Source organism: Caloranaerobacter azorensis DSM 13643 (assembly GCF_900129995.1).
Classification (GTDB): domain Bacteria; phylum Bacillota; class Clostridia; order Tissierellales; family Thermohalobacteraceae; genus Caloranaerobacter; species Caloranaerobacter azorensis.
Window position 1 is genome coordinate 1 of the sequence record NZ_FQXO01000025.1, and the last position, 18231, is coordinate 18231.

Annotated in this window: 39 protein-coding genes; 26 read left to right on the top strand and 13 right to left on the bottom strand. The window is 28.5% G+C overall.

Annotation, left to right across the window (positions count from 1 at the left end; all coding sequences use genetic code 11):
* Nucleotides 1-39: 39 nt before the first annotated feature.
* The 8 genes from BUB51_RS05460 to BUB51_RS13415 all read right to left on the bottom strand — a co-directional run bounded on the left by BUB51_RS05460 (nucleotide 40) and on the right by BUB51_RS13415 (nucleotide 5823).
* Nucleotides 40-1653: a recombinase family protein gene (locus BUB51_RS05460; RefSeq protein ID WP_073196122.1), complete on the bottom strand. Its 1614-nt coding sequence runs from the start codon at nucleotides 1651-1653 to the stop codon at nucleotides 40-42.
* Between the two features lie 143 nt (nucleotides 1654-1796).
* Nucleotides 1797-2258, bottom strand: a complete 462-nt coding sequence (locus BUB51_RS05465) for a hypothetical protein (RefSeq protein ID WP_073196123.1) — start codon at nucleotides 2256-2258, stop codon at nucleotides 1797-1799.
* A 1-nt stretch (nucleotide 2259) separates the two neighbouring features.
* Nucleotides 2260-3201, bottom strand: coding sequence for a hypothetical protein (locus BUB51_RS05470; protein WP_073196125.1), 942 nt, complete (start codon nucleotides 3199-3201; stop codon nucleotides 2260-2262).
* Between the two features lie 174 nt (nucleotides 3202-3375).
* The gene (locus BUB51_RS05475; RefSeq protein WP_073196127.1) at nucleotides 3376-3810 is read right to left on the bottom strand and encodes an ImmA/IrrE family metallo-endopeptidase; all 435 of its coding nucleotides are present in this window, start codon (nucleotides 3808-3810) and stop codon (nucleotides 3376-3378) included.
* A gap of 46 nt (nucleotides 3811-3856) precedes the next feature.
* Nucleotides 3857-4216 carry a hypothetical protein gene (locus tag BUB51_RS05480; RefSeq protein WP_073196128.1) on the bottom strand — a complete coding sequence of 120 codons (360 nt, stop codon included), beginning with the start codon at nucleotides 4214-4216 and terminating at the stop codon, nucleotides 3857-3859.
* A gap of 171 nt (nucleotides 4217-4387) precedes the next feature.
* On the bottom strand, nucleotides 4388-5218 hold the full coding sequence (locus tag BUB51_RS05485) for a DUF6414 family protein (RefSeq protein WP_073196130.1): 831 nt from the start codon (nucleotides 5216-5218) through the stop codon (nucleotides 4388-4390).
* On the bottom strand, nucleotides 5179-5322 hold the full coding sequence (locus BUB51_RS13020; RefSeq protein WP_159430382.1) for a hypothetical protein: 144 nt from the start codon (nucleotides 5320-5322) through the stop codon (nucleotides 5179-5181). The genes BUB51_RS05485 and BUB51_RS13020 overlap by 40 nt, the downstream gene beginning before the upstream one ends.
* 72 nt (nucleotides 5323-5394) lie before the next feature.
* A complete protein-coding gene (locus tag BUB51_RS13415) occupies nucleotides 5395-5823 on the bottom strand; it encodes a helix-turn-helix domain-containing protein (RefSeq protein WP_242945555.1) in 429 nt (142 codons plus the stop codon).
* A 160-nt stretch (nucleotides 5824-5983) separates the two neighbouring features.
* Here BUB51_RS13415 and BUB51_RS05495 point away from each other — a divergent pair, with 160 nt between their 5' ends.
* The gene (locus tag BUB51_RS05495) at nucleotides 5984-6196 is read left to right on the top strand and encodes a helix-turn-helix transcriptional regulator (protein WP_073196132.1); all 213 of its coding nucleotides are present in this window, start codon (nucleotides 5984-5986) and stop codon (nucleotides 6194-6196) included.
* Between the two features lie 58 nt (nucleotides 6197-6254).
* Here the strand turns inward: BUB51_RS05495 and BUB51_RS05500 are convergent, their stop codons facing one another.
* Complete coding sequence (locus BUB51_RS05500) at nucleotides 6255-6563, bottom strand: helix-turn-helix domain-containing protein (protein ID WP_073196134.1); 309 nt, start codon at nucleotides 6561-6563, stop codon at nucleotides 6255-6257.
* A gap of 144 nt (nucleotides 6564-6707) precedes the next feature.
* Between BUB51_RS05500 and BUB51_RS05505 the strand changes: the two genes are divergently transcribed.
* Nucleotides 6708-6914, top strand: a complete 207-nt coding sequence (locus BUB51_RS05505; RefSeq protein ID WP_035162142.1) for a helix-turn-helix domain-containing protein — start codon at nucleotides 6708-6710, stop codon at nucleotides 6912-6914.
* A 16-nt stretch (nucleotides 6915-6930) separates the two neighbouring features.
* Nucleotides 6931-7176 carry a hypothetical protein gene (locus BUB51_RS05510; RefSeq protein WP_073196135.1) on the top strand — a complete coding sequence of 82 codons (246 nt, stop codon included), beginning with the start codon at nucleotides 6931-6933 and terminating at the stop codon, nucleotides 7174-7176.
* On the opposite strand, the gene BUB51_RS05515 is transcribed toward BUB51_RS05510, so the two are convergent.
* Both BUB51_RS05515 and BUB51_RS05520 read right to left on the bottom strand, forming a co-directional pair.
* A complete protein-coding gene (locus tag BUB51_RS05515) occupies nucleotides 7123-7617 on the bottom strand; it encodes a hypothetical protein (protein ID WP_073196137.1) in 495 nt (164 codons plus the stop codon). The genes BUB51_RS05510 and BUB51_RS05515 overlap by 54 nt on opposite strands.
* 4 nt (nucleotides 7618-7621) lie before the next feature.
* Nucleotides 7622-7930: a helix-turn-helix domain-containing protein gene (locus BUB51_RS05520; protein WP_073196139.1), complete on the bottom strand. Its 309-nt coding sequence runs from the start codon at nucleotides 7928-7930 to the stop codon at nucleotides 7622-7624.
* Between the two features lie 169 nt (nucleotides 7931-8099).
* On the opposite strand from BUB51_RS05520, the gene BUB51_RS05525 reads away from it, so the two are divergent.
* Together BUB51_RS05525 and BUB51_RS05530 are read left to right on the top strand one after the other, a co-directional pair.
* Complete coding sequence (locus tag BUB51_RS05525; protein ID WP_073196141.1) at nucleotides 8100-8312, top strand: helix-turn-helix domain-containing protein; 213 nt, start codon at nucleotides 8100-8102, stop codon at nucleotides 8310-8312.
* 16 nt (nucleotides 8313-8328) lie between these two features.
* Complete coding sequence (locus tag BUB51_RS05530; protein ID WP_073196143.1) at nucleotides 8329-8511, top strand: hypothetical protein; 183 nt, start codon at nucleotides 8329-8331, stop codon at nucleotides 8509-8511.
* Here the strand turns inward: BUB51_RS05530 and BUB51_RS13025 are convergent.
* Nucleotides 8468-8638, bottom strand: a complete 171-nt coding sequence (locus BUB51_RS13025) for a hypothetical protein (RefSeq protein WP_159430383.1) — start codon at nucleotides 8636-8638, stop codon at nucleotides 8468-8470. The genes BUB51_RS05530 and BUB51_RS13025 overlap by 44 nt on opposite strands.
* 166 nt (nucleotides 8639-8804) lie before the next feature.
* Here BUB51_RS13025 and BUB51_RS05535 point away from each other — a divergent pair, with 166 nt between their 5' ends.
* A complete protein-coding gene (locus BUB51_RS05535; RefSeq protein WP_073196145.1) occupies nucleotides 8805-9026 on the top strand; it encodes a hypothetical protein in 222 nt (73 codons plus the stop codon).
* Here BUB51_RS05535 and BUB51_RS05540 read toward each other — a convergent pair.
* Nucleotides 9016-9414: a hypothetical protein gene (locus BUB51_RS05540; protein WP_073196147.1), complete on the bottom strand. Its 399-nt coding sequence runs from the start codon at nucleotides 9412-9414 to the stop codon at nucleotides 9016-9018. The two genes, BUB51_RS05535 and BUB51_RS05540, sit on opposite strands and share 11 nt — an antisense overlap.
* A 120-nt stretch (nucleotides 9415-9534) precedes the next feature.
* On the opposite strand from BUB51_RS05540, the gene BUB51_RS13575 reads away from it, so the two are divergent.
* From BUB51_RS13575 to BUB51_RS05605, 20 genes are all read left to right on the top strand, one after another.
* The gene (locus BUB51_RS13575) at nucleotides 9535-9663 is read left to right on the top strand and encodes a hypothetical protein (protein WP_278294223.1); all 129 of its coding nucleotides are present in this window, start codon (nucleotides 9535-9537) and stop codon (nucleotides 9661-9663) included.
* 43 nt (nucleotides 9664-9706) lie between these two features.
* A complete protein-coding gene (locus BUB51_RS05545) occupies nucleotides 9707-9898 on the top strand; it encodes a hypothetical protein (protein WP_073196148.1) in 192 nt (63 codons plus the stop codon).
* Nucleotides 9891-10037 carry a hypothetical protein gene (locus BUB51_RS13030; RefSeq protein WP_159430384.1) on the top strand — a complete coding sequence of 49 codons (147 nt, stop codon included), beginning with the start codon at nucleotides 9891-9893 and terminating at the stop codon, nucleotides 10035-10037. The genes BUB51_RS05545 and BUB51_RS13030 overlap by 8 nt, the downstream gene beginning before the upstream one ends.
* 181 nt (nucleotides 10038-10218) lie before the next feature.
* Nucleotides 10219-10653: a helix-turn-helix domain-containing protein gene (locus BUB51_RS05550; RefSeq protein WP_035162137.1), complete on the top strand. Its 435-nt coding sequence runs from the start codon at nucleotides 10219-10221 to the stop codon at nucleotides 10651-10653.
* Nucleotides 10654-10793: 140 nt separating this feature from the next.
* Nucleotides 10794-11066, top strand: a complete 273-nt coding sequence (locus tag BUB51_RS05555; RefSeq protein ID WP_073196150.1) for a hypothetical protein — start codon at nucleotides 10794-10796, stop codon at nucleotides 11064-11066.
* A gap of 11 nt (nucleotides 11067-11077) precedes the next feature.
* The gene (locus tag BUB51_RS05560; protein WP_073196152.1) at nucleotides 11078-12022 is read left to right on the top strand and encodes a YqaJ viral recombinase family nuclease; all 945 of its coding nucleotides are present in this window, start codon (nucleotides 11078-11080) and stop codon (nucleotides 12020-12022) included.
* Nucleotides 12022-12852 carry a recombinase RecT gene (locus BUB51_RS05565; RefSeq protein WP_073196153.1) on the top strand — a complete coding sequence of 277 codons (831 nt, stop codon included), beginning with the start codon at nucleotides 12022-12024 and terminating at the stop codon, nucleotides 12850-12852. The genes BUB51_RS05560 and BUB51_RS05565 overlap by 1 nt, the downstream gene beginning before the upstream one ends.
* Before the next feature lie 172 nt (nucleotides 12853-13024).
* A complete protein-coding gene (locus BUB51_RS05570) occupies nucleotides 13025-13741 on the top strand; it encodes a DnaD domain-containing protein (RefSeq protein ID WP_242945556.1) in 717 nt (238 codons plus the stop codon).
* 1 nt (nucleotide 13742) lies between these two features.
* A complete protein-coding gene (locus BUB51_RS13035; RefSeq protein ID WP_159430385.1) occupies nucleotides 13743-13895 on the top strand; it encodes a hypothetical protein in 153 nt (50 codons plus the stop codon).
* Between the two features lie 28 nt (nucleotides 13896-13923).
* Nucleotides 13924-14064, top strand: a complete 141-nt coding sequence (locus BUB51_RS13040; protein WP_159430386.1) for a hypothetical protein — start codon at nucleotides 13924-13926, stop codon at nucleotides 14062-14064.
* Entirely contained in the window at nucleotides 14042-14242 is a 201-nt protein-coding gene (locus tag BUB51_RS05575; protein WP_035162126.1) for a hypothetical protein, read from the top strand. The genes BUB51_RS13040 and BUB51_RS05575 overlap by 23 nt, the downstream gene beginning before the upstream one ends.
* Entirely contained in the window at nucleotides 14214-14513 is a 300-nt protein-coding gene (locus BUB51_RS05580; RefSeq protein ID WP_242945557.1) for a nucleotide pyrophosphohydrolase, read from the top strand. Before BUB51_RS05575 ends, BUB51_RS05580 begins: the two co-directional genes overlap by 29 nt.
* Nucleotides 14513-14905 carry a DUF1064 domain-containing protein gene (locus BUB51_RS05585; protein ID WP_073196157.1) on the top strand — a complete coding sequence of 131 codons (393 nt, stop codon included), beginning with the start codon at nucleotides 14513-14515 and terminating at the stop codon, nucleotides 14903-14905. Before BUB51_RS05580 ends, BUB51_RS05585 begins: the two co-directional genes overlap by 1 nt.
* A 19-nt stretch (nucleotides 14906-14924) precedes the next feature.
* Entirely contained in the window at nucleotides 14925-15092 is a 168-nt protein-coding gene (locus tag BUB51_RS13045; protein WP_159430387.1) for a hypothetical protein, read from the top strand.
* Nucleotides 15093-15102: 10 nt separating this feature from the next.
* Entirely contained in the window at nucleotides 15103-15264 is a 162-nt protein-coding gene (locus BUB51_RS12870; RefSeq protein ID WP_143153571.1) for a Com family DNA-binding transcriptional regulator, read from the top strand.
* A gap of 49 nt (nucleotides 15265-15313) precedes the next feature.
* Nucleotides 15314-15469: a hypothetical protein gene (locus BUB51_RS13050; protein ID WP_159430388.1), complete on the top strand. Its 156-nt coding sequence runs from the start codon at nucleotides 15314-15316 to the stop codon at nucleotides 15467-15469.
* The gene (locus tag BUB51_RS05590) at nucleotides 15466-15921 is read left to right on the top strand and encodes a hypothetical protein (RefSeq protein WP_083599524.1); all 456 of its coding nucleotides are present in this window, start codon (nucleotides 15466-15468) and stop codon (nucleotides 15919-15921) included. The genes BUB51_RS13050 and BUB51_RS05590 overlap by 4 nt, the downstream gene beginning before the upstream one ends.
* A gap of 163 nt (nucleotides 15922-16084) precedes the next feature.
* Nucleotides 16085-16378: a hypothetical protein gene (locus BUB51_RS05595; RefSeq protein ID WP_073196158.1), complete on the top strand. Its 294-nt coding sequence runs from the start codon at nucleotides 16085-16087 to the stop codon at nucleotides 16376-16378.
* A 327-nt stretch (nucleotides 16379-16705) separates the two neighbouring features.
* Nucleotides 16706-17596: a hypothetical protein gene (locus BUB51_RS05600; RefSeq protein ID WP_073196160.1), complete on the top strand. Its 891-nt coding sequence runs from the start codon at nucleotides 16706-16708 to the stop codon at nucleotides 17594-17596.
* 26 nt (nucleotides 17597-17622) lie between these two features.
* Nucleotides 17623-18189, top strand: coding sequence for a hypothetical protein (locus BUB51_RS05605; RefSeq protein ID WP_073196162.1), 567 nt, complete (start codon nucleotides 17623-17625; stop codon nucleotides 18187-18189).
* The last annotated feature ends 42 nt before the right edge of the window (nucleotides 18190-18231 follow it).

The following is an 18231-nucleotide window of genomic DNA, read 5'->3' on the forward strand; positions in this document are numbered from 1 at the left end:
GATATAGCTTCTGCTATATGCACAAAAAGACGGACAGGATTATCTATCCTGTCCGATTATATTAATTTCTAGTTTTTTTCCGTCCCAAACAATTTCATTTACAATCTGTCTTAAAAATTTTTTCTTCTCTTCAAAGTTTAGATTATCTACAGTATTAGCAAAATGTTTTAATAAGTCTTTTATCATGTCCAAATTATTTTTTTCAATTAAATTGATTTCTTCTTTTTCATTTATGTTATATAACTTATCTTTTATTTTTTTAATTTCTTTATCTAAATTTTCTATTTGTTCTATTATATATTTTGCAGCTGTAGAACTTTCATTTTGAGATAGTTGAATAGTAAGATTTCTAATAGCTTTTTCTTTTTCGGCCAGTTCTTTTTCTAATTCTTTCTTTTTGCAATATGCTTCAGATTTTAAATTAGATATATTGTTTCTTCTTCGCTCTAAATTTTTCATTAATTCACTATCGCTTTTGGCCATCTTTTTTAGTTCATTAATGATTAGTTCATCGGTAGCTTTTCCATTCAAATTTTTAACATTACATCTAGAGCCACGAGATCTTTCTTTCATAAGACATTTATAGTAATAATATGTTCCATAAGATTTCTTATTAATAGATACTCTCATTTTAGAACCACATGAACATTTTAAAAGAGGAGTTATAAGCCCATATTGTCCTGTACCAGCTCTAGGAGCCTTTTTGCTATTTTCTTTAATCAGATTTTGTACTTGTATCCAATCTTTAGATTCTATTATTCCTTTATGTTTTCCTACAGCTATAATCCATTCTTCTTCATCTTTTCTGATTACTTTTGATTTCTTTTCTTGATGCTTATTGAATACCATAAGTCCGTGTATGCCATCAAAATCATTTTTACTACATGCTATGTCAGATTTAAGCGATTTAAAATACTCATAAGCTAATTCATCAGCTATTAAGTAAACTGGATTTGTTAAGATAAGTTTGAGTGATTTTCTATCAAAATAATTATTAGATCTAGTTTTTATATTATTTTCTAGTGTCCAACTTTCAAGTTTTGTTAGAGTTCCAAATTCTAAAAATTTTTTATATAAAATTTTAACTAGCTTTAATTCTTCTGGTATAGCAGATAATTTGTACATTTTTCTTTTATTCATGTCAGCATCATAGTATTCTATAGGCTCTGACTTATACCCCAAAGGTGTTCTACCACCTAGCCATCTACCAGAGCGTGCTAGTTGAAGCATATTATCTCTTATACGTTCTGCAATAGTTTCACGTTCTAATTGAGCGAAAACACTTGCTATGTACATCATAGCTCTACCCATAGGGGTAGAAGTATCAAACTGTTCTCTTACTGAAACAAAAGCAATATCGTTGTCTTGTAATATTTCTATAGTATCAGAAAAGTCTGCAATATTTCTACTAATCCTATCTAATCTATAACACATTAAAACGTCAAATTTGCCATTTCGAGCATCTTTTATCATACGTCTATATTCAGGCCTATCTGTATTACCGCCAGAAAAACCTTCATCTTCATAAATTAAGAAGTCTTCAATATTTGCAAAGTGCTTTTTAGCATATTCCTTGCACATTTCAATTTGATTTTGTGTAGATTCGCCTTTGCCAGTAAACTTTGATTTTCTAGAGTATATCGCAATTCTCATGCTATCACCTTTCTAGGTATTAATATATTAATTATATGATTTTTGAAGAAAAGATAAAAGCTACTTGAAAGTAGCTTTTATAAAAAAAGAATATATGGTCGGACAAATAATATAAAAAAAATAATCTTCTGATATATTTAGAGCTAAACATATTTTAATGCTTGTTTTAACCAGAAGACCACTAAAAGAAAATAAGTTAATCCAATAAGTAATGAATTTATCATAATATTAAAGATTAAAATACTTGTCAGAGAGGTAATCAAGATATAAAATGCTATTAACGCAGATATTATATGGAAAACTATACCTAAAAATACACTATGCTCAATCAATTGCCAATAATTCATCTCGATTAGTATTTGAATAAATTCTTTATCTCTGATACTTGTCATTATAGCAATAGCAGTTAATAAAAAACCTGCTAAAGTTAAATTAATTGTTAAGACAGAGTTATAGTCAATCTTACTTAAATCTAGATTATTATTTTTATTTAGTACCCAAAATATTATTTGAAAAGCTAAAGTGCAAATAGTAGGGAAAAACCATACATAATTTACTCTTAAAAAAGACTTTATATCTTCCCACAAATTTGTCATTATATACATTTTATTCACCTTGCTTTGAGTGTAATCTAATATTACCCAATATTTCTCCTTTTAATTCATTATACACAGATTTTAATAAGTTTAGTATATTTTTTTCAGAAAAATCATTATCTATTTCAATTTTTACCCCTTTTGTAAAATATAATTCAAAAATATCGATAGTTTGCTGCTGTTCTTCATCAAGGGTTGCAATTAAACCCAATTTTTCAAGTTTATATTTATTGTCATTTGATTCTTTAATTAATTTATATGTATCTAAAACATGTTTTATTATGTTTTTAGGGTTTTTTCTTTTTGGGTTTTTTCTATCTAAATAAAATATTAAATCACATTTTTCAAAACCATCATTGCGAAAACGATTTAAAATTTCAAAACTTGGATTTTGTTTTTGTTTAGCTAAAATTTCATAAGGTGGAATAGCAAAGGTAAGACGAAGACCGCCAATTTCTTTAACTTTTCCAAGTTTAGATTTAATGTTATTGTTTTTTATAGGATAAATATGTGGTTCCATGCTCCCGTAATATGATAATATGTTTTTAAATTTTTTTATACTAGGAGCACTTTTAGTATTTAAAACAGAAATTACCCCAAAAGAGTAATCTAATAAAAAGTATGTATAATCTTCAAGTGAAGTATTTGGATCTAAGGATAAATCTTTATGAGTTAAATTTTTTAAATTTCTAAAACGTCTAAAGACATTTTTATTTTTTGTTTTACCTATTGTTGCAAACATATACTCATTAGTATGTGTTAATATATCAACAACTAAATCATTATTGATTAAGCAAGAATAATAATTCCCCCAGTTTGAATCAGTATTTATTTTTATATCATTTTTATTTAAACGATCATTGAATATATTATAAAAATCTGATTCAGAATAATAATCGTTCTGCATAGTCTTCTTTATATCTAGTTTATAAAAAAATACTGTTTTATACATTAGCAGTAACTCCCCTTATTATAATAAAAATTCATGTCTATTATACAAATTATACAAAAATATTCATGTCAAAATCCTGGAGCTGTAATTCCCACCAAATCACCTCCTTACAAAATGTTGATTATTGTCGAAAATTGTCGAACTTATGTTCGGTTAAAAAGTTCTAAAAAATACTCAAATCTTAATATTAAATTTGAGTTTTAGCAGTTCTAAAGGAATATTTTCAGCTGCAGCAACTTGTTTGAGAGTAAAATCAGGATATCTTATTAGCAAATCATCTGGAACTAGTAGTTCTGCAGCGAATTTGTCAGCTTGAATTTCAGCCTTTGTTTTTATTTGAAGCGGATGTTCAATAAAGAAACCAATAGATAATTCTGGTTGAAGTATAGCATGTCCAAGTTCGTGTGCACATATATATTTCTGCATATGATAATCTAGTTCACTATTTATATGCAGTATTTCTATTCCATCATTAGTTTTTTGAAAGAAACCATGTATCTTATTGCCCATAGGGTGTTTAGTAACGATGATATCTAAACAATCACAAAGTTCAAAAGGGTCTTTAGTATCATATAGTTCTATAAGTCCTAGTACTATTTGTTTAACCAATAATAATCCCCCTTGTTCCTGTTGATTACTTATGATTTGAAGGTTTTTATTTTATAATTTTTAGATAGTCTTTAATATCAAATACATCTTCTTCTGTTTGATGAAGCTTGTGTTTTATAAACTTTATATCTTTTTCAATATTGTTAAGCTTATAAAATGCTTCAATATGCCTGTTAGCATTTTTGGAATCTAGTTGGTCGATATGGTCTTTTATTAATTCTTGACCTTGTTTTAGTTCCTTTATATCAGATCCAAGTTTTCTTTGTCCTTCTTCTAATTTTTTTTGCCCTTCTTCAAGGTTATTAAGACGATTATTGATAGTTTTAATTTCGTTTTCAAGATTTGAGAATTTTTCATTCATCTCAACATACATTTTTTCTAGTAATTCATATACTTTGTTTTCCATATTAAACATCCTTTCTATTTAATTAGATTTTCAAATCGAAGCCGGTTTTGAATAGCATTTTATTTATATGATATAATAAAAACATATTATAAAGGAGTGTATAAAGATGGAAAAATTAAAGCAAAAAGTTATTAATATTTTTAATAAAGAATTAGATAATATATAAGAGTATCAATAAATTAACTCTCTATATACAATTATTGGAGTAATAGCAAACTGATGAGGGTCATTATTTAGTGATTGAGATAAAGCCTGAGAAATTATGTCTGCTATGTCTCTTAAGTTGTTATTCATGTCATCAGTATAATCTGTGCTATAACCTGGTAGTTTATTAATTATTCCTATAACTGACCATTCTCCAGGAATATTAGTTCCAAACACTCTCAAAATATCGTTTGAACTTTGGGACAAAAATTTTTCTTTTATAGGTCCTACAATTTTTTCTCCATATTTAGTATTAACTTCTAATTCAATTCCGCTTGGCATCAGTTCTAAAATCCTTTTTATAAAATTAGAGAATTTATTTTTCCCATTTTTTTTATTTTTCTTTTTAGGCAGATTATCTAAATCTAAAGAAAAATTAAGTTCATCAAAAATACCTAAAGCTTCTATTACAGGAAGTGAATTTTTTATAGTATCAAGATTTCTAATTTTCAGATTGCCTTTTATTAAAACAAGTTGTCCATCTTTACAGTATTCTAAAGATGTATCATGTACTGGTATGCTTAATTCATTAAATAAATCTATTATTTTAGCATCATGAGGATCTATGTTTTTGCTTATACTATCAGTGTCTATTTCTTTTCCTTCTGACTTTAATTGTGCCAACTTTATATCCGTACCAAAAGAAGAATTACTTTCTAAAGAAGATTGTTGATTTTTTTGAATTAAAAGGAGGTTTCCTCTAAAAGCTTGTGCATATAATGAATTAATTAAATTCACATCTCTATATAAAAAATCTATCAAAGAAATTTTATCTTCTCTTTTGATTTGGTCCCCCATTTATTCCATTCCTCCTCAAATTCTTTTCTCATATATTTACCGTTTTTTTCAATATTTTTTTGTTGTTTGATTATTTTTTTTGCTATCGATAACTTAAAATTCATTTTACTCTCTCCTTTATTTTTTCTTCTTTTATTTTATTATAAGATATTTGGAGAGATTCTACTAATATTTTTTTAATCAGTTTTTTTACTCTCTTTCCTTTTTTTCCTCATTTCCTCGGCAGTCCTTAATCCCATTTGTATTGCATTAGCTAGGATAATTTTATCCTCGTCAGTAAGAAGTTCACCGTTCAGCATAAGACCAGGTTGTTCAAGTATTATTTTCATAGCTTCTTCTACATCAGTTACTTCTGGATATTTTTCTTCAGGTGTAAGCTCTTTTTCTGGATTGCGGATATCTGTACGACCTAGGAGGTAGTCTATTGAAACATTAAAGAAATCAGCAAATCCTTTTAGTAAATCCATTTCAGGAACTTGTTTGTTTTGTTCATATCTTGAAATGGAACTTTTGTTTAGGAAAAACTTTTTTGCTAATTCTTCTTGGGTCATATTTTTTTCTTTTCTTAATTGTTTGAACCTTTCTCCAAAAGTAGCAGTAGCCAAATTCTTCACCACCTTATATTTATTATAATATAAGTTGCTTTGAAAGAAATAAATATTGCGTTACAGGAAACTTTTTTTAAAAAAGCTATTGACAAGTTGTGTTAAAAGAGTATAATAAAATTAAGAGTTGATTTAAAAGCAACAACATGGAGGTGAGATTATGTTAAGCAGAGAGTTAAAATCATTAAGAATTAAAAATGGGTTTACTCAAAAAGCTCTGGCTAGAGAGATGGGTATGAGTGAGACATCATATTCAAAACGAGAAAATGGTTTAATTGATTTTACTGTTGAAGAAATAAGGAAGTTAAAAAGTATATTGAAAATGACAGAAGATGATATTATTAGAATTTTTTTTAGCGAAGAAGTTGCGTGAAATGCAACAGCCTAACAAGGGGGGAAGGGGATGGATAAAAACAATGAATGGGAGTTTCTTATTTCTTTATAGTTTTGAAAGCTTGTGTAAAAGCCTTGACTTGTTCAGGGGATAAATCTTTAACAACATTTAAAAAGTCTTTTAAATCGTTTCTTAAAGGTTCGGAAGTACCTTCTGGAGCAAAGAAATCGGCTAAAGTTATATTAAAATAGTTGCAGTATTTAATTAAAAGTTGTAAAGATGGCAAGGAATTACCTTTTTCTATTTTACTAATAGTTGATGGGTCAACTGATAATTCTTTAGCAAGCTTATTAGCAGACAAATTATTTAGTTTTCTAAAATATGCAAAACGTTCACCAATCATCATAGCAATCTAACTCCTATTGAATATTATTCAACTTTAATAATATCAAATAAATTAAAAAAATAAAATATTGAATTAAATTCAAAATTATTATTGACATATTGAATTAAATTCAATATAATAAGTATTGAAAGGAGTGAAATCCAAATGTTAGGTCAAAGATTAAAGTATTTCAGAAATAAATTAGGGTTAACTCAACAAACAATAGCAGATAAGGCAGATATAGATGTAACAATGATATCTAAAATTGAAAATGAGAAGGCTAAACCTTCTTTACAGACGTTGAAACGCATAGCTCAAGCATTAGAAGTAGACATATCTGACTTATTAAAAGAGACTGAACAATCAGCCTAACAAGGGGGTGAAGGGAATGGAAATAAGTGGTAAAAAGTTGGAGAAAATTGTTGTAACTGTTAAAGGAAATGAAGTTGTAATAGCAACTTTAGATAAGATAAAAGTTACGGAAAAAGTAGCTAAAAAGATACTAGAATTGAGAAAAAAATTTACCGAACAAGAAATTTCGAATGCTTTATATGCAGCCTATTTGGTAAATAAATTTACTTTATCTTATATCAAAGGAATACTTAATAGGAATTCCTTGATTAAAGATTCTTAAAGGAGCATAAGTTTCCTCAAAACTAGTTTGCATTATAGGACTAAAGTAAAAATTGTAATTATAGTATTGTTTTGAACTAAAGTATGTATATGGATTATAAAGTCTTGGATTTTCATCAATAGAGTCTTTTTCAAAAGCCCATTCAAAAAGTAAATTATATAAAGCAACATCTATATCTACTAATTGTTGAATGAAATCTTTTAAATCTATATTATTTTGATTTTTTAATAAATCTTTAGCTTGGATTTTGAATTTATTAAAGTAATGTTCAATTAAGTTTTTGTATTGTACAGGATTTACCCATGTTTTAAAAACTTGACCATCAATGGTCTTAATTTCAATATACTTTCCTTCTGGATAATTAAGTAAGGAATCTTCATAGAATTTAGACCAAGCAAGTGGAATTTGATTTAATGATAATTCCCATAGATGTTTAACCATAATATTACTTCCTTTCATTGAAAGCTTTTGCAACAATTTTTATAGCTTCAAGTTGGGAAGGTGTAAGGTTTTGAAGTTCTTTAACGACATCATCAAGAGAAACATTATTAGAATTTTGGTCTTTGAAAAATTCAGATAAAGACATATTAAAAACTTCACAAATTTTTTCTAAAGTATCTAGTTGAACCATATTGATATTGTTTTCTATACGACTCAATTGAGGTTGAGTTAAACCGACTTTTTTAGCTAATTCAGTCATGGTCATATTATTGTTTTTACGAATTTCTCTAATACGAGCACCAATATCAAACATTTTTATCACCTTTGTATTTATGCGTTAAAAGCATATTGTTTTATATTTCAATGATAACCTAATTAGGTATATAAAACAATAATACATAAAAAATATACAAAATACGCATAATTTATATTGACATTATACGTAAAACGTATATAATAGTATATGAAAGGAGGTTTTACTAATGAAGAAAATCGGTGAAAGAATAAGGTATTTTAGAAATAAACGTGGTATAACTCAAGTTCAATTAGCAGATATGACTTCTATTGAGCAGACAGTAATTAGTCGTTATGAAAATGGGAAAATAATTCCTCCAATATCTAAATTAGTGATTATAGCCCGAGCATTAGAAGTAGACATATCTGACTTATTAAAAGAAACTGAACAATCAGCCTAACAAGGGGGTGAAGGGAATGGAAAAGGGAAAAAATGTTGAACAAATTTTGTATGAGCAATTAAATCAATTAAGAGAGTTAAGTCGATCTGAAGCAAAAAATGAGCCTGAACTTGTAGTAAATATTTCTTTGGCGATGGTTGAGATAGCTAAGTTATTTAATCTTTATCCAACGACTCAAGGGTTTGATGAACTTCTTTAATAATATTAATAACTGATTGTAGTTTTATAAGATTTCTTGAACTGCCGTTGGGATATTTTAAATTACTACTAGATTCTATATAAGCAATAGCAACTTCTACAGCTAATTCTTTGTTGGTTTTAGCCATTGTATCACCTTCTTTCACTGGAGGTTAGTGGTAAGTTCAGGCTCAAGAAAATTTTACTACTAGCGTAATGAAAATACAAGAGAACAAAGCATAAGGAGGTGAGGATGATGACATTAGAAAAAAGAGTTGCCGAAGTGATAACTTACGACAAAGGGGGTGAAGTAATTTGGAAGTAAAGCAATTAGGATTAAATCCAAAGCGTATTGAAAAGATAGTTAATAATATTTTATTGGAACTTAAGAAAAATAAAGTGTCTGTTGAAGAAAGTTTTGTTGTATTCAATATATGTCAAAATGTAATAAGGTATACAAGTGTTGTAAATACAGATGAAGTAGTAGTACTTTATCATAATGTAAATACATTAACTTGGGATATTCCTAAGAAATAAATTTAGATAAATATAAATTTATTAAAGATATAGCAGAGTTTTTAATAATTTCATTTCCAGAATTAAGTATTTGTTTTAAGACAGTTTCGAATTTACTTTCTTTATTCAATGAGTTAAAAGATAAACCTAGTTTGTAAAACTCTACAATATCACAACCTAACGAAGTAATTTTTATGCCAAATATTTTACGCTGCATGCCCCAATATACTTCGATAAAACCTTTATCTTCAAGATATAGAAGGTTAAAGATGAGGAAATTATCATCTATATTATTTAAAGAAAATTTATCAAGTAATTCTTGAGAAATCATGACGTCCATACGACCTTTATTGATTGCTTGATTATATAAATCTTCTAATATTGCTATTCTAATTTCAATTTGATTCAATTAATTCACTTCCTTTCTGTTTCAAAAATTCTACAGAAAGGAGCGAAAACCTTCATACAAAATTCGACAAGGGGGTAAAAAGGATGACTTTTATGACATTGGAACTTGCTATGAAAATGTATGAAAAAAAATATTATTACAGTTTGTGCAGATGGAAAAGTATTGATAAGTATGGAAAAAGATGCAGTAGTAGATAAGAGATTGCCTGGATATTTTCAAGAAATAGTGAAAAATTGCAGAGAAGCATAGGACATTCTAGTAATTTCATAACATTTAATGAGGTGATGATAATATGGCACAACCAATTGAAGTAGTGGTAAATATTCCGGATAAAGAATATGCAGCTAAACTAATGTCGAGAGCAATAGCAGACATTATTGAAGGAAGAATAAATAAGCTACCACTAGAACAGAGAGAAAAAGCATATGAAATATTAATAAATGAACTTCGAAAGAGCATTAAAGAGGGTGATTGTAATGACTAGAGAGCAGAAAATAGCAAGAATTGAAAAGTTAAAGAAAGAAATACATGAAGCATACAAAAGAGGAGAATGTTCATCTGAAATAGTCAATAAGGTAAATGAGTGTACTAGATTAGCTTTAGAAGTTATTAACGAATGGTAAGGAGAGGAGGTGCCCTGATGAGCAAGACACCAGGTAGGCAGAAAAGATTGTTTGTAATCAAGTGCACAGGGAAGGAGCTTTCTGAAAAGGTGAGAGAGATGACAGAAAAGCTTAAGTTTTTAAGGGAGGCTAAATAATTTACTTCTAACTTAATTATACATTGAAAAGGTGGTGAAAAAGAATGAGGAAGTACTGCGGAATTATTTATAAAAAGGCAAGAATTGATGCAAATTTAACACAAGAACAAGCAAGTGAATTGCTACCAATACCTAAGAGAACATTGAGTGCATATGAAAATGGAGTTTTATTACCATCTGGAGAATTAGTTTGTAGAATGATTGAAGTCTATAATGCAAAGTGGCTTTGGTATATGCATTTAAAAAATAATGACCCAGTAGGGAAAAAGTATCTTCCAGATATAAATTTAGGAAGATTATCAGCTAATGTATTAAGACTTCAAAAAGAAATGGCAGATGTATATAAAGCAAATAATTCATTAATAGAAGTAGCTTGTGATGATGAAATATCAAAGAATGAAGAGAAAAAATGGAACATAGCTCTTAAAGAGATAAAAGAATTAATGAGTGCTTGTATATCATTAATGATTTCAAACTAAATCGTTAAAGTGGAGGACGGTTAAAGAATGAAAATAATAAACATAAAAAAAGAAGCCCTTTAGAATTGGGCCAAATAAAAAATATTCCGCTTATCCCCATTATAACATAATGGGGAACTATCCGACAAGGAGATGAGAGTATGAATAAAAGAGAGATAATCGAAAGAATAGAAGAACTTAAAAACATGAGTAAGGCATTTGAATTACTTACTGATGATAGAGACGAGGAAGAGCTCTTGACAGAATTAGAAGGATTAATTGATGAGCTGATATTTTTCTACAAGGAAAAATTGGACAAGGTTATTTGTGATGATGAAGAAATAGAAAAACATGAAACAGACTTTGAAAATCTTGGACAAGGTTGGGAGTACTATCTTGGAATAGGTGAGAATATACCATCTTATTTGAGATAAGGGGGAACACTATGCAAGCAAATGTACTTATTAAAACTATAGATTTAAGCCACGAAGAGTGGTTAAAGTGGAGACAAAAAGGTATCGGTGGAAGCGATGTAGCTGCAATACTTGGAATCAATAAATATAAAACAGCTTTTGAGGTTTATTTAGAAAAATTAGGGGAAATCGAAGAAAAAGAAATAGATAATGAATTTATTTATTGGGGCAATGTGCTTGAAAATATTGTAGCTAAAGAATTTGAAAAAAGAACAGGCAAGAAGGTCAGAAGAAAAAATCAAATTTTACAAAATAAAGATTATCCATTTATGATAGCAAACCTTGATAGAGTTATAGTCGGTGAAAATGCTTTATTAGAATGCAAAACGACATCAGCATATAACAAAAATGAATGGGAAGACGAAGAAGTTCCTGCTAACTATTTAGTACAAGTTCAACACTATCTGGCAGTTACAGGATATGAAAAAGGTTATATCGCTTGTTTAATCGGTGGAAATAAATTTATTTGGAAAGAAATCGAACGAGATGATGAGCTTATAGAAATCATTATTGAAGCTGAAAAAAAGTTTTGGCATGAACATGTTTTAAAAGGAATACCACCAATTTTAGATGGAAGTAGTGCTGCTGAGAAATATGTAAAAGAAAGATTCAAAAAAGCTAAAGAAGGGTTAGAAATTGCTTTGAAAAGTGAATACAAAGATAAAATTAGTCGTTATTTTCAATTAAAAAATGAAATCAAGGAAAAAGAAGAAGAACTGAAAGCTATTGAAAATCAAATAAAAAATGAATTAGGAGAAGCTGAAAAAGGACAAGTTGGTAACTATGAGATTGTATGGAAGAATTATTCTAGCAATAGGATAGACACAAAATTGTTAAAAGAAAAATATCCTGAAATTTATAACAAAGTTATAAAAACTTTAAATTATAGAAAATTCCAAATTAAGGAGGTAATGTAGTGGCTACAAACAAAAGTTTAAAAAACCAATTGATCCAAAGAAAGCAATCTTCAATTACTAATTCAGTAAAATCATTACTCAATAACGAAGCTATTAAAAAAAGATTTGAGGAAATTTTAAAGCAAAGAGCTCCACAGTATATGTCTAGTATTATTAATTTGGTTAATTCAGATACAAATCTACAAAAATGTGATCCAATGAGTATTATTGCAAGTTGTATGGTACCAGCAACATTAGATTTACCCGTAGATAAAAATTTAGGTTATGCTTGGATAGTACCTTATGGTAATAAAGCAACCTTTATTATGGGTTATAAAGGGTATATTCAACTGGCTTTAAGAACAGGACAATATAAAGCAATTAATGTCATAGAAGTACATGAAGGTGAATTAATATCTTGGAATCCACTCACTGAAGAACTTGTAATAGATTTTGAACAGAAAAAATCAGATGCAATTATAGGGTATGCAGGATATTTTGAATTACTTAATGGTTTTAAAAAATCAGTTTACTGGAGTAAAGAGCAAATAGAAAAACATAGAAAGAAGTTCAGTAAATCTGATTATGGCTGGAAAAATGACTATGATGCAATGGCTAAAAAGACTGTTTTAAGAAACATGTTAAGCAAATGGGGAATCTTATCAGTTGAAATGCAAAAAGCTTATAGCGAAGAAATTAATTTTGAGAGAGGACAAGACCATGATTCTAACAACGATTTGGAAAATATATTTGAAAATGTAGAATATGAAGTTAAAGATGATGTAAAAGAAGATGAAGAAAAAAATAACGAACAACTAGAAGGACAGATGAACATAACTGATATTAATTAGTTCTCCTTATAAAATAGGAGCTTGGAGCATTAAGCTCTAAGCTCCAGACTAAAGAAAAAGAAAAGTTAAAGTTGGTGATAGCTTGAACTACATAAAAGAAATAAATGCCTTTTACGATTGGCTCGAAACAAATTCTTTATCTTCATCTGCTATTGTTTTATGGCATGCTTTGATGGCCATAAACAATAAATGCGGATGGATAACGGAATTTGCTGTAGCCACATCGGTCCTTGAAACAAAAACAGGACTTACAAGGCGTACTATAGAGAGAGCAAGAAATGAATTAAAGCAAAAAGGAAGAATAAATTGGAAATCACGAAAAGGAAATCAATCTGCTGTTTATACAATAATTCCATTTGTGCGTAATAATGACGCACAACCTGTCGCACAACCTGTCGCACAAAGTGTCGCACAAAGTGTCGCACAACCTGTCGCTATTAATAAACTAAACATAAACAAAACTAAACAAAAAATATGTAGTAGTACTACGGATGAGATGACAAATTTTAACATTGATGAACATTTCAAAGAGCTTGCTAAATTATACGAGCAATGCATAGGTACGCCAAACGGGTTAACTGCTGATTGGATAGAAAGTATTTTAGAGATGTATGGCTTTGAATGGTGTAAAAATGCAATGTTAGAAGCTGAAAAAAGAGGTTATCGTACTAAAAAATATGTTGAGGGGATATTGCAAAATTGGAAACGAGACGGTGGTATAAAGTTAAAAAAAGACAATAACAACAGTAACAAAGATAGCAATAAAACATTTCAAACTAGATTTCACAACTTTGAACAGAGAACTTCAAAATACACAGCTGAAGAACTAGAAAAAAAAGCGAGAGAGAAGTTTGAGAGAAAATTAGAAGAAATGAATAATAGGAGGTGAAATGATGCTAGTGAGGATAGTAAATACAAAATACAACGACTCAGTCATAATAGAAGCTGAAACTATTGAAGAAATCAGGAGAATAGCTCGTGAAGAAGTAGAAAAGAGAGGTTGGGACATACAAGATATGTATAGCGAGGAGGTTGTAAGTTAGTTCAAAATATAAGTTTAGGAGGGATAAAATGAACAATTTCGTATTAGAACTCTCCAAAGCAATAGAACAGTTAGCTATCGAAAGAGGAATGAGTGTTAAACCTTTGATAGGACAAGCATTAGAAATGTTGCAAAGGAGTGAATGGGATGGATCTACTACAAAGTATTAGGCAAGCTGAAATTCAACTTGAGGTTGCAGAAAGTATATTTAATCATGCAGAAGATCCTGAACTTATAGATATAGCGATTATAGATATGTTATCAGCCGAGAAAAAGCTGAATAGATTAAGAAAATTAGCAAAAAAAGAAGGTGTGAAAAGTGGAAATTATATTACCAGTTTTAGATAAAAAGGAAGATTGGGCTCAACATCAACAAAAATTAAAAGAAGAGTTTAAAGAATTGAGTTTAGCATTAGCAACAACTAATATTTACGGGGAAGAAGCAATTGAGAATATAGCAGAAGAAGCATTAGATGTAATCCAAGTTTGTATTGGAATATTGGACAGAGTTAATGAAAACAATCCTAGAATTTTAAAAAATAAAATACAACGTCATGTGGTTAAGTTAGTAAATAGAGGGTGGAAATTTAAAGAAGTTTTAAGGGTGGTAGAGGATTAATGGGAGTAAGATGGACTAAAGAACAGTATAGGCAGTATCTTGAAAAATCTAATAAAAAGAAAAACAAATATAACGCTAGAAAGGTAGTAGTAGATGGAATAACATTTGACAGTCAGAAAGAAGCACAGTTTTATTGTAAACTCAAGCTACTAAAACAAGCAGGAGAAATAAGAGATTTTGGTATTCAAGAAAAATTCGAGCTTATACCTAGTTTTGAAAAGAATGGATGTAAATATAGGCCAATAATATACATAGCAGACTTTGTTATAGTAAACAATGATGGAACTACCGAAGTAGTAGATATCAAGGGAGTGGAAACTCAAGTATTCAAGATAAAAAAGAAATTATTTGAGTATAAGTACCCTGATTTAACATTAAAAGTGATTAAATAGTTGAAAGGGGAGAGAGTGAATGCCTACAGAAATACAAAAGTTAATAAAAAGGTGTATTATAAGATACTTAAACGGTGATGAAGAAGAATTTTATAGATTGAAAAATAAAGCTATTGATATGTATGAACATCATAGGCATTTATATGTGCCGATTAAGGAGATAATTGAAGCTAAAAAGACAGCATAGGAGGGACGTCATGAGTGAAACACTAATAGAAATTCGATGCATAAACTGCAACAAGCTTTTAGGTAAAGTACCTGATGATGAAACTTTTAAAATTGAATTGAAATGTAGAAATTGCAAGACGATACATATGTACAAAATAGAGGCTCGAGAAGCCCAGGGTGAACAAAATTAGCCCTGGGTTTTTGTTTTAGATTCACACGTTTTCTAGAGGAGGGTGAGAGATGGCAAAGATTAGAGATTTACTAAATGATAAACAAAAACAGAGATTATTTGAGAAACTAATAGAGCAAAGAGATATTTCTATAAAAGATGCTATGAAGCATGATGCACACAAAAGAGTGAAAGGTGCTATTAGACAAGTGAGGTGGAGTAAATGAATTACTATAAAGCTACAGAGAAGTTTCTATATAACTATAAACCCTTAAAGATTAGTATAAAGAATATGGAAAGTGAGTTAGAGGAATTAGAGCCTATTGGAGTATCTGCTATTAATTATGAAAATGAAAAGACTGGTATTACATATAAGATTAATAAAATTGTTGAAAATGAAGCTATAGATTTGATAAGCAAAAAAGAATTGCTAAAAGACAGAATTGAGAAAACTAAAAGATTAGTAAATAGAATAGAAAGAGCATTAGAAACATTAAATGATTCAGAAAGGAAGATAATAGAAAAAAGGTATTTTGAAGCTAAACAATGGTGGCAAATAGCTCATGCAGTAAGATATAGTGAATTTTGGTGCAGAGAGATAAGGAAACAAGCTGTAAATAAAATAGCAGTATCTTTATTCGGTGTAGATGTACTTGAGAATGATGTAGTTGCTAATTAGTTGCGTTTTAGTTGCTTTACTTAAATTTACAATTGGGGTATTATAATATTGAGCAGAGAGCATAATCACACAGGCTACTGCTTTAAGCACCCATATTGTTGGGTGTTTTTTATTATTTTAAATCCACTTTTAAGTTGCATATTAAAACAAATGGGAGGTAAAAATGAGGATACCGGAAAAGATTAAAATTGGTGGGCATACTTATATTTGTAAATTTGATGATAAGTTAAGCAGAGATACTAGTGCAAATGGAATGAGTTGCGGTAATAGCTTAGAAATAATTATAGATTCTTCTTTACCTGAAGAGAATCAGGAATCTGTATTGTTACATGAAATACTAGAACAGATAAATTTTAGATATGAATTAAATTTAGAACATGAAAAGATAACAATACTAGAAAGTGCATTATATCAAGTTTTAAAAGACAATAAGTTGAATTTTAGTGATAGGTCCTGATGTAAGGTGAAATAAGAGTTTGACCCTAACTCGGAGAACTACTGGGCATGTTAACTATTAATTAGGTGTAGAACGTCTATGACCTGAAACTTTTACCTTTTTTCCATTAACAGTTCGAGTATAAGGTTTTACAGGTACTATTTTTTTACCATTTTTTGTTTTTGCCATAAAGCAGTCCTCCTTTTATTAGATTATTTCAGGACCTATCAGAATGATAATAACATATTTTCAATACAAATATTGTCGAAACTTGCGATAAAAAATTAAAGGAATCCTTCTGTTTTTGTAGAAATTTCATATATAAGGAAAAACAGGGGGCATATAACAATGAAAGAAATAGATATAGAAGATAAAATAATTACTTTTAGAATGGAAGGAAAATCATTTGATGATGGATTCGACTTATATAATACTCTAACAGTATTACAAAATCTCCAGAACATTTTAGATAAAGCATATTTAACTTTAATAGATAAAGAAAGGATGTCGAAAAAAGATAGACAATTATTTAAGATAAAGGTAACAGAAATAAAAAAAGGTTCATTTTTATCTGAATTAATGATATATGCAGGCGGTGCAATGCAACTAGCATATCCTATTGTAAATGCGTATTCTCCTTCATTATTATTTGATCTTTTCAAAGAAGGATATACATATTTAACGACTATTCTTCAGGCTAATAGAGATGGGAAAAAAGTAAATATTCACCAAAGTGAAAGTGGTGATAACTTGATTCTTGTGATTGAGGGAAACAATTATGCACCTATTAACATTAGAGTAAAAACTTTTGAATTTGTTAAAAGATCTTTTGATGATTTTAAGAATCTAACATCACAAATAGATGGTGAAAACGTAAAAAAAATTAATATAACTGATAAAAAGAGCAAAAAAGATAAAATCGAAATAACTTCTAGAGAAAGAGAGTTATTTACTGTAGAATCAAGATTAGATGAAAAGGCTATCAGTTTTATAGGAGAAATTTTTAGAATTGATACTCATGCCAAAAACGGGAAATTACTAATTCATGAATGCGAAGAAGAACAATTAAAAGGTATGGAATTGAATTTTGAACTTATACTGGATAAACATGTACATAAATGTTGTAAGATAATAGATAAAAGAGCAGAGTTTGTTGCCTTAAAAAAGATGGAGTATGATCCTATAACATTGAAAGAACAAATAAAAAGTCTTAAAATTATTGAGATAAATTCTAACTGATAAAGCATGAAAAAAGGTGATAAATAATGATTACATTTACATATTTATTAAGTGGATTTATAGGAAGTATTTTAGGTTCTATAATTACTATACTTCTATATTTAGATAAAGAGAAAAAAGATATTAGAAATACCGCAAAAATAGTTTATTTTCAGTTATATAACGGGTTTGAAAGAATTATTGAAAGTTTGGAATTAAATAGTGATAACATAATGTTTAAAGAGTCAGATATACAGAAAATACCTATTTATATCACTAAAGAATGGGATAAATATATAGTTAAATTAAGTCCATATTTAACAAAAGATGAATTAATAGATTTGTTTATGGCTTATGAATTAATATCTAATATTAAAGATAATTTTGATAATGAAGAGAAATTATTTAAAACATTCAAACACGAATATTATGTAAAGAGATATTTGATAGATTTGATGGAAGTAACTAAAGAAATTAAAGACCTAAAATACAATAAACTTTTAACAAAAATAGAGAAAATAGCAAAACTAAATAAAAACATTTATATAAACATAATAAAATTAATTTTAGGTATTTTGATATGTTTATTAATTATATTAATAGTAATTGCCTAGAGCCTTAACTGGCTCTTTTTTCATGTTCAAAACAACTCAAAT

Coding starts and splice junctions, on each gene's coding strand:
- BUB51_RS12870 (WP_143153571.1), top strand. CDS start 15,103: ATGAGTGAAACACTAATAGAAATTCGATGCATAAACTGCAACAAGCTT.
- BUB51_RS13575 (WP_278294223.1), top strand. CDS start 9,535: ATGAAAAAAAATATTATTACAGTTTGTGCAGATGGAAAAGTATTGATA.
- BUB51_RS05500 (WP_073196134.1), bottom strand. CDS start 6,563: ATGATGATTGGTGAACGTTTTGCATATTTTAGAAAACTAAATAATTTG.
- BUB51_RS13025 (WP_159430383.1), bottom strand. CDS start 8,638: ATGGCTAAAACCAACAAAGAATTAGCTGTAGAAGTTGCTATTGCTTAT.
- BUB51_RS05545 (WP_073196148.1), top strand. CDS start 9,707: ATGGCACAACCAATTGAAGTAGTGGTAAATATTCCGGATAAAGAATAT.
- BUB51_RS13040 (WP_159430386.1), top strand. CDS start 13,924: ATGAACAATTTCGTATTAGAACTCTCCAAAGCAATAGAACAGTTAGCT.
- BUB51_RS05470 (WP_073196125.1), bottom strand. CDS start 3,201: ATGTATAAAACAGTATTTTTTTATAAACTAGATATAAAGAAGACTATG.
- BUB51_RS05480 (WP_073196128.1), bottom strand. CDS start 4,216: ATGGAAAACAAAGTATATGAATTACTAGAAAAAATGTATGTTGAGATG.
- BUB51_RS05585 (WP_073196157.1), top strand. CDS start 14,513: ATGGGAGTAAGATGGACTAAAGAACAGTATAGGCAGTATCTTGAAAAA.
- BUB51_RS13030 (WP_159430384.1), top strand. CDS start 9,891: ATGACTAGAGAGCAGAAAATAGCAAGAATTGAAAAGTTAAAGAAAGAA.
- BUB51_RS05525 (WP_073196141.1), top strand. CDS start 8,100: ATGAAGAAAATCGGTGAAAGAATAAGGTATTTTAGAAATAAACGTGGT.
- BUB51_RS05560 (WP_073196152.1), top strand. CDS start 11,078: ATGCAAGCAAATGTACTTATTAAAACTATAGATTTAAGCCACGAAGAG.
- BUB51_RS13020 (WP_159430382.1), bottom strand. CDS start 5,322: ATGAATTTTAAGTTATCGATAGCAAAAAAAATAATCAAACAACAAAAA.
- BUB51_RS05465 (WP_073196123.1), bottom strand. CDS start 2,258: ATGTATATAATGACAAATTTGTGGGAAGATATAAAGTCTTTTTTAAGA.
- BUB51_RS05505 (WP_035162142.1), top strand. CDS start 6,708: ATGTTAGGTCAAAGATTAAAGTATTTCAGAAATAAATTAGGGTTAACT.
- BUB51_RS13045 (WP_159430387.1), top strand. CDS start 14,925: ATGCCTACAGAAATACAAAAGTTAATAAAAAGGTGTATTATAAGATAC.
- BUB51_RS13050 (WP_159430388.1), top strand. CDS start 15,314: ATGGCAAAGATTAGAGATTTACTAAATGATAAACAAAAACAGAGATTA.
- BUB51_RS05600 (WP_073196160.1), top strand. CDS start 16,706: ATGAAAGAAATAGATATAGAAGATAAAATAATTACTTTTAGAATGGAA.
- BUB51_RS05495 (WP_073196132.1), top strand. CDS start 5,984: ATGTTAAGCAGAGAGTTAAAATCATTAAGAATTAAAAATGGGTTTACT.
- BUB51_RS05515 (WP_073196137.1), bottom strand. CDS start 7,617: ATGGTTAAACATCTATGGGAATTATCATTAAATCAAATTCCACTTGCT.
- BUB51_RS05520 (WP_073196139.1), bottom strand. CDS start 7,930: ATGTTTGATATTGGTGCTCGTATTAGAGAAATTCGTAAAAACAATAAT.
- BUB51_RS05605 (WP_073196162.1), top strand. CDS start 17,623: ATGATTACATTTACATATTTATTAAGTGGATTTATAGGAAGTATTTTA.
- BUB51_RS05460 (WP_073196122.1), bottom strand. CDS start 1,653: ATGAGAATTGCGATATACTCTAGAAAATCAAAGTTTACTGGCAAAGGC.
- BUB51_RS05510 (WP_073196135.1), top strand. CDS start 6,931: ATGGAAATAAGTGGTAAAAAGTTGGAGAAAATTGTTGTAACTGTTAAA.
- BUB51_RS05575 (WP_035162126.1), top strand. CDS start 14,042: ATGGATCTACTACAAAGTATTAGGCAAGCTGAAATTCAACTTGAGGTT.
- BUB51_RS05530 (WP_073196143.1), top strand. CDS start 8,329: ATGGAAAAGGGAAAAAATGTTGAACAAATTTTGTATGAGCAATTAAAT.
- BUB51_RS05570 (WP_242945556.1), top strand. CDS start 13,025: ATGGCCATAAACAATAAATGCGGATGGATAACGGAATTTGCTGTAGCC.
- BUB51_RS05485 (WP_073196130.1), bottom strand. CDS start 5,218: ATGGGGGACCAAATCAAAAGAGAAGATAAAATTTCTTTGATAGATTTT.
- BUB51_RS13035 (WP_159430385.1), top strand. CDS start 13,743: ATGATGCTAGTGAGGATAGTAAATACAAAATACAACGACTCAGTCATA.
- BUB51_RS05550 (WP_035162137.1), top strand. CDS start 10,219: ATGAGGAAGTACTGCGGAATTATTTATAAAAAGGCAAGAATTGATGCA.
- BUB51_RS05555 (WP_073196150.1), top strand. CDS start 10,794: ATGAATAAAAGAGAGATAATCGAAAGAATAGAAGAACTTAAAAACATG.
- BUB51_RS05595 (WP_073196158.1), top strand. CDS start 16,085: ATGAGGATACCGGAAAAGATTAAAATTGGTGGGCATACTTATATTTGT.
- BUB51_RS05590 (WP_083599524.1), top strand. CDS start 15,466: ATGAATTACTATAAAGCTACAGAGAAGTTTCTATATAACTATAAACCC.